This is a genomic window from Prevotella sp. HMSC077E09, from assembly GCF_001814685.1.
Lineage (GTDB): Bacteria > Bacteroidota > Bacteroidia > Bacteroidales > Bacteroidaceae > Prevotella > Prevotella oris.
Genome location: NZ_KV817551.1, coordinates 1 through 13,000, shown reverse-complemented (window position 1 = coordinate 13,000; position 13,000 = coordinate 1). Strand labels below are relative to the sequence as shown.

General features: G+C 45.4%; 5 protein-coding genes and 1 pseudogene. 2 read left to right on the top strand and 4 right to left on the bottom strand.

All coding sequences use genetic code 11. From position 1 onward, the window contains the following. From HMPREF2983_RS06145 to HMPREF2983_RS06130, 4 genes are all read right to left on the bottom strand, one after another. Window positions 1-1,466 (bottom strand): SusC/RagA family TonB-linked outer membrane protein (locus HMPREF2983_RS06145; protein ID WP_141757632.1); only part of this gene is annotated, 1,466 nt, incomplete at its 3' end. 99 nt (window positions 1,467-1,565) lie between these two features. Further along, a complete protein-coding gene (locus HMPREF2983_RS06140; RefSeq protein ID WP_210400367.1) occupies window positions 1,566-3,554 on the bottom strand; it encodes a glycoside hydrolase family 5 protein in 1,989 nt (662 codons plus the stop codon). Between the two features lie 310 nt (window positions 3,555-3,864). Beyond that, the gene (locus HMPREF2983_RS06135) at window positions 3,865-5,502 is read right to left on the bottom strand and encodes a glycoside hydrolase family 43 protein (RefSeq protein WP_070667393.1); all 1,638 of its coding nucleotides are present in this window, start codon (window positions 5,500-5,502) and stop codon (window positions 3,865-3,867) included. Window positions 5,503-6,167: 665 nt separating this feature from the next. Continuing rightward, window positions 6,168-8,114 (bottom strand): sialate O-acetylesterase, encoded by a 1,947-nt coding sequence (locus HMPREF2983_RS06130; RefSeq protein WP_083316712.1) that lies wholly within the window; start codon window positions 8,112-8,114, stop codon window positions 6,168-6,170. Window positions 8,115-8,312: 198 nt separating this feature from the next. On the opposite strand from HMPREF2983_RS06130, the gene HMPREF2983_RS06125 reads away from it, so the two are divergent. Beyond that, window positions 8,313-12,296, top strand: a complete 3,984-nt coding sequence (locus HMPREF2983_RS06125) for a hybrid sensor histidine kinase/response regulator transcription factor (RefSeq protein WP_070667392.1) — start codon at window positions 8,313-8,315, stop codon at window positions 12,294-12,296. Between the two features lie 486 nt (window positions 12,297-12,782). Continuing rightward, window positions 12,783-13,000, top strand: a pseudogene (locus tag HMPREF2983_RS06120) (transcription elongation factor GreA); the annotation flags it as partial.

The window sequence follows — 13,000 nt, the reverse complement described above, 5'->3', positions numbered from 1 at the left end:
TTTCTAAGCAAATCCTTATCCCGAACTGGCGTAAAGCCTAAGTCTTGTTCCAAGGTAAAGTCGGTATTGATACGGGTTTTAGTTATTTTGCCCACGCCCGATATGGCAAGGTTTACCACCGAGTTGGGGGCACCTTGTGTGTCGGCAGGGTAATAGCCCCATGTACCATCGCTGTAGCGTGGCAGGAAGCAGTCGCTTGGTGCACTGTATGCGGCTTGCCAAAGTTGTGTTTCTGCCCACGAGTTAGCAGCAATGTTCCAAGGACCTTGTTTAACCCCATGAGAGCCCGATATATTGGCTTTTAACAGTGTGGTCTTGGTGAGTTTAAAGTCAAGGTTAGAGCGAACATTGATGCGATTAAATCCATAGCCGGCCTTGTAACCTCGATTATTATCCCACTGACGGAAGAGGTCGCCCTCGTGCAGAAAGTCTACCGAGGCAAAGTATTTCACGGCTTGGGTACCACCCGAAATATTGATATTGGGGTTATAGGCCATGGCATAGTTGCAGAAGACCTCGTGTTGCCAGTCTACATTGGGATAGCGCTCGGCCTCGGTCAGATTGGCTGGGTGCCTATAGCGTTCCAATATCTCTGCCGGAGTTATCTTTCCCCAAGAGTCGGGATATAGTCCTAACTCGTGCTCTATGGCCTGATTACGCACGTATAGGGCATCGGCACTGCTCTTAGTCCCCGGTAGCTTACTTACCACTTTGGCAGTCATGTTGAGACTTACTTCGATTTTAGCTTTGCCATCATCGCCCCGCTTGGTCGTAATAAGAATAACACCGTTGGCTCCCTTGCTTCCATAGACAGCTGTAGCACTGGCATCTTTCAATACAGAAATGCTTTTCACCGACCCTATGTCTACACTGCTCATAGGACGCTGAATGCCATCGACGAGTACTAAGGGGTCGCTACCGGTCCAACTCGATACGCCACGAATCACTATTATGGGGTCCTCATCGCCCGGCATACCGGTTGATGACATAGTGACAACGCCCGGCAGATTACCTGTCAGGGCAGCCCCGATGTTGCTCACACCACCGGCTCGTTCCAGCACTTTACCGGTAGTTTGTGTAATGGAACCTACCACGCTTACTTTTTTCTGCTGCCCGTAGCCCACCACCACGGTTTCACCGAGGGTGTGCTCATCGTTTTTCATTTGTATGCGGATAGTTTGTCCTTGTGTCGCCTTTATGTTTTTCGACTCCATACCAACGTAAGTCACCATGAGGGTGATTTGTTTTTCAGGAGCATGTAGGGTAAAGTTGCCGTCGATATCGGTAACAGTGGCCACGTTGGCCTGGCCTTTCATCGCTATGGTTGCTCCGATTAACGGCTCGCCACTTTCATCGGTTACATTTCCCCGATACGTGTAGTTCTGTGCTAAGACCGTAGTCGAACCCATTGACAGAAATGCCACAGTCAGTAAGACGACGTGTAAAAGGCTAATTGTTTGTTTCATGTGTTTTTTTAATAGATTAAGATAGATAATTGCAAATGCAAAGGTATTTGGACTTTTCTAAAGGTTATTTATTTTTTGTTACATGGATTTTGCGAAATGTTACATCTTTATCTTTTTGCCATTCACGATATAGATTCCCTTTGGTAATAGGCTTTGTTGTCCATCGGTACGCAGCAACTGGCCTGTTATAGAATAAATATTTCTATGATAGTTTTTCTCAGGCTTCATGGTATGTTGTATTCCAGAGGTGGCATTGGCATCATTACTCAAGAAAATATCTTTTATCTTGATAGGGCTACTCCCCGTGGTCCAGAATCCGGCAATATAAATATGTGAGGGTTGGCATTTTTCTGATGTATCATTTTTCTTCATATTTTGTAGGTCTATAACTAACCGGGTGTTGTTATCAAAATTGTAGGCTGCCGGTTTTGTCCAATAATTGTTGGTATCGAAGAGGCGAAAAGAAGCACTACACTGTTGCTTCTCTTTTAGTTCGACGATGAGATAGTGATAGGCCGAAAGGTCTATACCCATGTTATATTGCCAGCCACCAAAGCCCCAACGTCCGGTCTGCAATCTTCCCGTCGACTCATCGAATGTTCCTTTTTCCCAGATGCTGGGGTTGAAAATACCTTCGTGCAGAGGGAAAGTTTTCACCTCGGCTTGCATTTGGGTGCGACAAGTACTGCCATTGGCGTTGCGGTAGGTTACCTCAATGGTACTTTTTCCTTCCTTTATACCTTGTAGTCGCCCTTTGAGGGCGTGTACGGCTGCCGAGCTACTGATCAAATCAATTTGTCCGGTAACGTTGTCTGTGCTCCCGTCTTCGTAGGTGGCTGTTATCGTAAAATTATGGCCCGATGAAGGCAAGAGTAGCTGGTAGGTATGGTTTGGTTGTATGCTTACCGCCTGACCACGACTTATGGTAGAGCCATAAGCTTTATCCGAGGGGTAGTTGTGGGTGGCATACTCTTGATACCAATGGTATGCCGGCCATATACAAGCCTCCGGATCGTTAAGTACCGTGAGGTCGGCAGTGCCCGTAGCAGCTTTCTCCTCGTAGCGAGCCAATAGCTCAGGGGTAGTAAAGATGAGCCAGCTTATATTGCCATCATCATCGACTATTTGCTTAAAGTTGGCACCAAAGCCAGTACCTCCCACGGTGCCGGTTGTCGACTTGCCAAAGGAAGCATTATATTTTACCGGTGCCCAGTCCATTTCGGTTACTACCACTGGAGCGATATTAGCGATGGTAGATATCTGTTCGTGCCAGCTTTTACGAAAGTTAGCATAGTCTATGGTAACCTCTTTGCTGCCATCGTGTGCCCCATTGTACCATCCGGGGTAGCAGTGCACAGCAAATCCAATGTTACTGCCTTGTAGGGGATAGTCGGCATAGCCAGCATAGTGCGATTGGTAGCCCAGTCCGGGTACCAATACAATATTGTTGCAGTGCTTTCGCACGGCATCTACTACCGGTTGCATGTAGGCGGTCATCTCTTTGTCACCGGCCCGTGTGTGGTCAGCGTGGTAAATACCTATTGGTTCGTTGGCCAATTCATAGAGTATGGCCGGATTATTCCTTAGCTCTGGTTGCCGGGCCACATAGTCCCATACCTTGATGAGATATTGCTGATAGGCATCGCCCACACATATACTGTCGGGGCATACTCCGGGTGGGCGCATGACTACATACATGCCTTTGCTGGCGGCATATTGGGCCATGGGGATAAAAACTTGGGATAGGTATTTCTTAAATCGGTCAAAGCTGAAAGCCGAAATGTCGCTCTCAGGAATGATACGCGAGCTGGGTGTGTTACTCCAATAGGGGTCCATGTGCATGCGCACAAAGTTCATTTTCCACCCTGCGGCCATTATCTTGTCGATAATGCCTTGGTTATAGCTCAAGCATTTATCAACATCGTAGTTATTCCATTGGGTTCCTCGCTCATTAAACCATGGGCTGAAAGTTTGTGCATAGCCGTGTAATAGCACAGTGTTGCCTGCTACATCTTTTAGATATCGCCCCTCTACATGCAGGGCAGGCATATTCATGCCTTCCCAAGCCAGCAGAGCAGTTGAGGCCATCGAGGTTAGTAATAGTGTAAGGTTGCGTTTAGAAAACATGGTAAAGTAATGTTGAAATGATATTGGATAGATGGTCGGCAGTAACCAACTTATCGTTTGTTACAGCCGATTACAAAAATATTTGTTTTCTTTCAGGTCTACTTTGTATTAGGTTTCACGAACTTGTTATGAGGTTAAGTAAAACACATAAACTCCTTGCAGTATAATGTTTTTTAGGTTGACGGCCGGGCTGGCAGCATTTTCCACCAATATTTGGCCACCGGTGGTTGGTGAGGCTATGCTCAGCAGTAAAGATCTCATTGGTACAGATTTATTTATTGGTAGATAAAAGGGGGTGCTGATAGTCGAAGCTGTCGATGTCTACATAGCCTCCTAACTTCTCGGTAGCATAGCAGAAGAGGGCAAAGCGGGTACCCATAAAAAATCTTCGGTAGTCGAAACGCATGTGGTATTTGCCACCTAAATGCTGCCAATGGTGCCCATCGGTAGAGTAGCTGAAGGTAGCCAAGTCGGTGCCCGGTCTAAAGTCGGCCTCTATGCGAAGATATACCTTGTGCCCATTCACCAATGCTTGTGCCATGGTGGTATCTTTAACCTCGCTTACAAACTTTTCTTTTTCAGTGAGACTTACTTCTTGTTCGCTCATGGTAATGAGCGCTTTACCACCCTTACGTTGCAACGTGAGCACTCCAGAGTCACCATTAAAAGCGGCCAGCCCGGCTCTATCTCCTCCTTTTAGATGACTCACATCGAAGCATACGGTAGCTTGACATACGGGTCCTTCCATGCGCTGGGTTAGCGTGTTGGGTGCCAAGTACAAGTTAGGCACAATTCTACTTGTTTTAAGACGTAACCACCCCGGCCGTTCGGTGAGGGAAAACGATAAACTATCGGGATTATGGTTCCACTGCCATTCCAAGGCCAATTGTGGAGTCGAGAAGTCATCGCTACGAGTGAGCGAGCGTGGGCGGTATCCTTGTACGGGCTTTATCATGGTGTCGGGTACACGTCCCTGTTCGTCGCCCAGCATAGGCCAGCCGTCTTTCCATTGGCATGGCATGAGGGTAAGTACGCGCCCTACAGCGTTACGATCTTGAAAAATAATACCGTACCACTTGCCATCTTGAGCATCTACAATGGTGCCTTGGCCCACATAGGGGAAGCCCCCAAAGGTGCTTTGTAGAATAACCTTTTTTTGGTAAGGCCCAGTAATGCTGTTGGCTCGGTAGCAAACTTGCCTGCGAGGTTGTCCTTGTGGCCATGATATCATGAGCAGGTAGTATTGCCCATCATGTTTTATCATGCGGCTGCCCTCAAGTAGACCGGTTTCATCGGCCTCACGCTTAAAGAGCTGCCTGTCACTGCCTTCGACTATCGACTTGAGGTTGGGGGTAAGTTGGCACATCTGCCCGGTGCCGTAGATAACATAAACTTTATCATCGTCATCGAAGAAGAGCGAGGCATCGTGAAAATGACGCAGCCGCGATACCAAAGTCCATGGGTGCGATGGGTCATCGGTAGTGTAAATATAGCTATCGCCACCGGGCTGGTCGTTGGGAGCGAACAGGGCATAGAAACGGCCTTTGTAATATTTGAGCGAAGTAGCCCATTGTCCACGGCCGTAAACGGTGCCTTGGTGCAGGTTGTATCGGGGAGAGTCGGTGAGCTTGTTAAAAATGTAACCGGCAGTGGTCCAGCTCACCAAGTCGGGCGATTGCATGATGGGGGCACCCGGCATAAGGTGCATTGTTGTGCTCACCATGTAAAAAGTATGGCCCACCCTAATAACATCGGGGTCGGGAACATCGGCCCAAAGCATGGGGTTGGCCATGAGGGTAGTATCTGTAGAAGAGCTCTGGTTGGCTATGAGGGAAGCGGCTACCATGGGAGATTCCATGCCAGAGCAGCTGGTAAGAGCTAAGATGGTGGCTTTTAGTATTGTTTTCATGAGTTTAAGAATAAATGGTTGTGCAAAGATAAATAAAAGCACAATGAAATACTTTGCTACTTGTAACACTTTCTTACTTTGTAGTATCATTCAAGCTAAAATGGAAAGAAGAGAATAAAACAGCATAAAGTTTTTATCTAAGTGCTTGCTGCTGTTACGGTACGTGTTGGTATATAGGTATGACATGCGTGTAGAGATAGTGATTACAGTTGTTGGGGGCATTAAAAAACAGACTGAGTTTTCTGTACTTTTAGACCATGAGCGATAAGAAAAATAGTAGAAAATGAGGCTGTAGAGACTCTTTTGTTGATAACAAAAGTTTTTTTAGCTCGTTGGTAGATACTTATTGATACATAAAAAACGCTTAGATACAACCTAAAAGCATGCTAATAAAGGGTAGTTTTAGCCATATTAATGAATAAATAAAGGTTGATTTTAATGTAAGTTATTGAATATCAATATGTTGCTATTTATCTCATTTTGGCCTTATTTGTGTGCGAGTCTCTGTTCGTTTCAAAATACTTAAGCTATGAGCGCGTTTTTAGGGGCAAGTTTTCTGTATAAAAAGTCTCCCCAGTGCTAACAGTTTTGTCACAAAGTTGTTAGCACTGGGGAGAGATGTGGATATATAGAATAAATGAAGGATAGGCTTTAGTGGGTAGATTTTATTTCCTGAAGAGCAGTGGAACGAACTCCTTTAGGCAGCGTCGCCATGTGAGCCATTCGTGGTGAGTGCCCTTAGACACATAGCTCTGTACCTTGATGCCGGCATTACGCAGCTTATCAATAAGTTGGGCGGTACCCATATTTTCTTCGCTGCCACAGCCTAAGAATAGTGTATGTAGCTGGCTGTTCACCTCATTGGGCCGTGAGAAGATGCCACCATATGTTTTTTGTAAGTCTACTCCGAAAATGGCCCCACTGAATCCACCAACGTATGAGAAAAGGTTGAGATGTGTAAATACCATGTCGAAAGCCTGATGTCCACCCCACGATAGGCCTGCCATGGCCCGATGGTCGCGGTCGGTCAGCGTGCGGAAAGTTTTGTCTATGGTAGGGATAAGGTCGCCAACGAGTACTTGGTAGAAGCTGGCTCCGTAGGCACTTCGACCAGCTTCGTTAGAACCACCACGGAAAGGAGCTTTCACATCTCCACTCTCCATCACCACAATCATGGGCAGTGCTTTACCTTGTGCAACGAGGTTGTCCATGATGTGTTGCATGTGGCCCTGCTTACTCCAGCCCGTTTCGTCTTCGCCCATACCATGCTGTAGGTACAGCACAGGGTAGCGTCTTTTGCCATGTTCGTATTCGGCCGGGGTATAGACCATGGCATGTCGCCACTCGTGGGTAGAAGAGGCATAATAGTAGAACGAGCGCACCTGCCCTTGGGCCACACCCTGCTGTGGACGATAGTAGTTGCCTTCGGCCCCCTCTGGAATTTCTATGCCACTACTCTGTCGGCAGCAGCCAAAGTAGGTGTCACTGGCTGGGTCGGTTACTTGTACACCATCTACGATAAATGAGTAGTAGTGAAAGCCCACCACTAATATATCGCTGTTAACCGACCATGTGCCGTGTTCATCGCGCTGCATATCGTACTTTTTGCCACATATATCGAGTTGTACCCGTTTGGCTTGTGGGGCATGAAGGCGGAAGTAGGCTTTGTGCTGTGAATCTACTTGAGGAAAATCATTGCCGGGAATGGTAGTAGGAGCAGTGACGGCATCGGTAGGTACAATAAAGGGTTTGGCTACTTCTATTCCAAGGAGCGACAGCATTTTGTAAGCATATCGACGGCCCAATTCGCGATAACCTTCTGCATCGAAATGTAGATCGTCTGGGCCACTTGTACAGCCCTCCGATGAGATAACATGGGCTGTATGTACCGTTTGTGGGAGAGCGTCGATAATGGTATTCATAGATGCACACCGACCATGCCCATTGGCTCGTACCACCTCGCCTGCCAATAGTGGTACCTCTTCTGATTTGAGGTGCAGGTCGGCAATGAGCTGGTTGTAAACAAAAGCAACTTTTTCGGGCCAGCGTTGATCACCGGTATTCGACTCGCCTTGGTGTAGCAATATGCCTTTAATAACACCATCGCGCTGGGCCTTGCGAGCCAACTCTACCAATCGTTGGTAGGGGTTGTTGTTGTAAGCCTTGAGCATGTTCGCCATCCATTGTGGGGCACGGGTACGAACGTAGTTGTCTACAGAATCGCGCATAAAAGTTTCGATGTGACAACCACCTACGGCCACATTGATAATGCCTATGCGTACTTGCTTAGGTAGATACTTTACCATGGTGCGCCCAAAGTAGTCGATAGGTGTGAGACCGGTATTTGGACGACAGAGCGGTGGTAAGGCTGTGTACCACTGACCCATGATGCGACCGCGTGAGGGGTCGTCGACGGCTGCCATCATGCGGAAGCGGGCATCTACTCCAGTTAAGTCTTCAGGTTCTATCTTGGCATTACCTTCCATATTGGATTGGCCAAAGCATAGAAAAATGTAAAAGTTAGGATCGACAGCCGCCTGAGAATGGGTGGCCGAAAAAAGCAACAAGGTTATGAATAGAGTGGCCTTGAAGTGTTGAAAAAATATTTTCATGAGGTAGAATATTGATTGTTGTTGGCAAAGGTAGTGCAATTATAGAAATATTTATATATGACTTGTTGCATAAACTTTGGTTTTGGTAACGAGATGTAGATTTACACTGTAACGATATTAAATTCAATACAAAGTGTACACTATTCCTGTTTTTTTATTATCTTTGCAGCTAACTAAAAAATCAAGATCTCAACAACCATGTTAACAAGAATATTCTGCCTGCTCATTGGCCTGCTGTTGCCATTGGCCGGTAAGGCTCAGATGGGTAAGCTATATACGGCCGATAATCAACTGTCGAACAGTTTCGTGAGCCAAGTTTTCCAAGATCATGATGGCTTTATGTGGGTGGCAACACGTAACGGATTGGACAGATACGATGGTTATAGATTCAAAATATATAAGCGTGAAGACGGCAAAAGTGGACTGACGAGTAATTTTATCAACTGCCTATTTGAAGATAAGGCACATACCTTGTATATAGGAACCAATCTAACAGTGCAGAAATACAATGGTGAGAGTTTCGACACACTGCGACTCATTGGTCCTACCGGTCAACTGGTACATCCTTATATTAACGATATACAGCAATGCCGTAATGGTGACCTACTCATTGGTACATCGGGCTCAGGCTTGATGCGAGTAGAGGGAGAATGCACAGCCCATACTATAGCAGGTTTGCCTTCGGCATTGCTACACATTAAACGTATTTTAGAAGATAAGCAGGGCCGACTATGGGTAATAACGGCTTTCCATGGCTTATACTGTTTAAAGGGAAAGAAAGTGGTGGGACACTATTTCTACAACAAGCAGATGAGCAATGCTCTGCGTGATATTAGCATAGATAGGAAGGGACATATCTGGTTGGCTGTGTTTGGGCATGGATTGTGGCACCTTGATAGTGAGCAAAAGCATTTTGTCAGGGTAGAGAGCGTGGGCAACCTGCCCATAAACAAGCTGTATGTGAACAAGCAAGGAAAGCTTATGTTGGGCTGCGATGGTACCGGACTCTATGTGTACGACCCTCAGCACGATGTGTTGGTGTCAAATCCATACTTCTCTAAAGATGTAGATTTGGGGCATACCAAGGTATATGCTATATTGGAAGATCGCAATGACAACTTATGGCTGGGCCTACTGCAAAAGGGAGTATTTAAACAACCGGTGACCCAATCTACATTTGGATATATGGGTGCAAAAATGGGGCCGTCTAATGTGATAGGGAGCAATTGCGTGTCGAGCGTGTTGGTAGATAGCAAACATCGACTGTGGGTAGGTACCGATAAAGATGGGCTGTATCTACTCGATAGTCATCGTAAGCTGTTAAGACACTATACCCATGTGCCGGGAACTATATTGAGCATGGCCGAGGATAACGAAGGGCATATATGGCTGGGTTCTTACGAGGAAGGCTGTGGCTGGGTGTCGGCCGAGTCGGAAACATACCATCCGAAAGATTTTGGATTGGGAAGTCAAACAAGTGTGTTTAGTATCGTATCCGACAAAACCGGTTGTATGTGGTTCGGCACCATGGGACAAGGCATAGTGCGCCTGAATACACGTAGTGGTGACCTACGTATGTACCGTATGAAGCCCCATGCCGAGGCTAATAATAAGGTGAATAGCTTGGTTAACGACTTTATTTTTAAAATGGCCTTTTCGCACGATAGGCGTCGACTGTATGTAGCTACATCGGTAGGGTTGTGCTGCTTGGAACTAAAGACTCAGAGTTGGCTGTCGACCTTTGGAGTAAATTGTCCGAAATATGGTATTTTTTCGAGAGTGGTACGTGAAGGAAAAGATGGTAAAGTGTATCTTGGTACCAATGATGGCCTATATGTTTACGATCTTAAAAAACACTCTGCACAGATGCTGACAATTAAAGATGGACTGCCCGATAACGGTATAGCCAGCATAGAGAACGATGCGCAAGGACGGCTGTGGATAGGTACCGACCATGGGTTGGGCTGCTTGAACACAACAACCGGCAGAGTAATGTGCTTTTATGTGGATAGGGGGTTGCAGGGCAATGAGTTTACCGATGGTGCTTCATTCATGTCGGAAGATGGCCGAGAGTTGTTGCTTGGTGGTACGGGTGGCATTACTTGGCTAACAACGAGCCGTGTGCAAGTACCTCATTGGAAAGCAACGGTAAAGATAACCGGTCTTACTGTGGGCAGTCAGGAGATGAATGTTTCTCCTGATGCCAATGAATTGGTGATGGACTATGAGGATAATTCGTTTAGCATACATTTGTCTACACTGACTTACGATGATCCCGACAACGTAGTGTACCAATACAGCATCAATGGAGAGAAATGGATAAGACTTACTCCGGGCAGCAATGAAATAGCCTTTACTCACCTTTCACCGGGTACCTATAAATTTAAGGTGAGGGCTAGCTGTAACAATATGCTATCGGCCGAAAAAGTATTTACAGTGAAGGTAAGGGCTCCTTGGTATCGCTCTGACATAGCCTATGGATGCTACCTATTGTTGTTAGTGGCCTTGGCATGGCTTTATTGGGCCTATCGCCAACGCAAAGAAGCTGATCGCCTGCGTCTGCAGGCTTATATCCATGCAGAGGAACTGAGCGAGGCCAAGTTGCGTTTCTTTGTAAATATGAGTCATGAGATACGTACACCTATGACACTTATCGTAACCCCGCTACTACAGCTTATCAAAGAAGATACAGATGCACATCGCCGTAGTATTTATGAAACCATACATCGAAATGCCGAACGCATACTTTCGCTCATCAACCAAATGATGGATTTGCGTAAGATAGACAAGGGACAGATGGTAATGCGGATGAGCAAAACCAATATGGTAGACTTTATTAAAGATATTTATTCGCTCTTTCTTTATCAAGCTAAGGCAAAAAATGTGAAGTTTAACTTTGAGCACGACACCGAACTGCTACCGGTATGGATAGACCGCGCTAACTTTGACAAAGTGCTGATGAATTTACTTTCCAATGCTTTCAAATTCTGCAATACCGGTGGGAACGTCACCATAAAACTAACGCAGGATACAACTATGGCGCGTATAACGATAGCCAACGATGGTGATACGATACCTGAGGAAAAGTTAGGACGTATCTTTGAACGCTTCTACCAAATGCCGGCAAGGCTGAATGACCGTAATGTGGGTACCGGTATAGGGCTCGACTTGGCTCGCTCTATAGTAGAGCTGCATTATGGAAATATAGAGGCACGTAACCTACCCGATGGTAAGGGCTGCGAAATGGTGGTAACACTGCCATTGGGGTGTAAGCATCTCAAGTCGGAAGAAATGCTGAACGAGGAAGAAACGCTTAGCTTGGAGCAGGCCGATGATGTCCTGCTGACACCGGAAGAGCGGCTACTTGAAACAGAGGTGAAGCCGGGAAATATTAACGAAAAACTGTCTAATCGTAAGCGGCAACATATTGTCATAGCCGAAGATGATGATGAGATATGCCAATATTTAAAATCGGAGTTGGAACGCGATTTCGATGTAACAGTGTGTCCCAATGGCGAGGAAGCTTTGAAAACGGTGCTGAAAGAAATACCATCGCTCGTTATCAGTGACATTATGATGCCACGAATGGATGGTAATACACTGTGTTTAAGAATGAAGAATAATATTAATACCAACCATATACCAGTAATTTTGCTTACGGCAAAGAACCGCGATGAGGATAGATTAGAAGGATTGGAAAGCGGTGCCGATGCTTATTTGGTGAAGCCGTTTAATATGGATATACTTCGTAGGGTTATGATGAACCTATTGCACCAACGCGAATTATTGCGCAATAAGTTTAACGGTAACGAATCGCAAGATGAAAAAGTAATGAAAGTAAAAATGGAATCTCTGGATGAAAAACTCTTGGAAAAGGTAATGAAAGTTATTAATGATAACCTGAGTAACAGTGACTTAAGTGTAGATGTCATAGCCAAGGAGGTGGGCATCAGTCGTGTGCATCTCTATCGAAAGATGAAAGAACTCACCAATCAGACGCCACATGCCTTTATCCGTAATATCCGCCTCAAGCAGGCAGCCCATTTGCTGGCCACCTCTAATCGTAATGTAACCGAAGTGATGTATGTATGCGGATTTCCTAATGCTACCTCATTTTCTACCATCTTTAAGAACTTTTATGGAGTGTCGCCACGAGAGTATATGCAAACTCATAGAAAATAGAGAGTGGGAAAAATAAAAAATATGAGTATAAGAAAAGATATGATGAGGAAAATGCTGTGTATTTAATAGAGGTTGGTTAACGTATGGATATAAAAAAAGGGGCTCCGCTGAGTCCCAACCTTTTGTTAACCTTAAATCTAATACTATGAAAAACACGTTGCAAAGGTAAGGAAAAATATATAATGAACAAGAAAGTAAAGAAAAAATCACGAGGCACCCCCTTATTTATTGATGTAAGTCAACGAGAATAAGGGATGGAAACGTATGCCGGGGTAGTTGAAGTGTGATAGGAAAGGATTGTAGAAGCCTAAAAAAAGTAAAATATTTGGTAGGCTGAGAAATGTTTCCTATCTTTGCAAACGTAAGAAATAGCATATAGATACTGAAGTAAGGATACGGAATTCCGACATCATGGAAATGTCGGAATTCTTGTTTTTAGTATCTGTTTGAAAGCAAAAACATACTTTAAATATCAATAAGAAAATTATGGGTTACATGTCACAAGAGGGCTACGACAAGCTCGTAGCTGAGCTTCATGAGCTCGAAACAGTAGAACGTCCGAAAGCTTCGGCTGCTATTGCAGAGGCTGCAGACAAGGGCGACTTGAGTGAAAACTCCGAGTACGATGCAGCCAAGGAACACCAATCGCATCTTGAATCAAAGATAAATGGGCTCAGTAGAAAAGAGATGGGGAAATTTCCTTA

Coding starts and splice junctions, on each gene's coding strand:
- HMPREF2983_RS06140 (WP_210400367.1), bottom strand. CDS start 3,554: ATGGCCTCAACTGCTCTGCTGGCTTGGGAAGGCATGAATATGCCTGCC.
- HMPREF2983_RS06135 (WP_070667393.1), bottom strand. CDS start 5,502: ATGAAAACAATACTAAAAGCCACCATCTTAGCTCTTACCAGCTGCTCT.
- HMPREF2983_RS06130 (WP_083316712.1), bottom strand. CDS start 8,114: ATGAAAATATTTTTTCAACACTTCAAGGCCACTCTATTCATAACCTTG.
- HMPREF2983_RS06125 (WP_070667392.1), top strand. CDS start 8,313: ATGTTAACAAGAATATTCTGCCTGCTCATTGGCCTGCTGTTGCCATTG.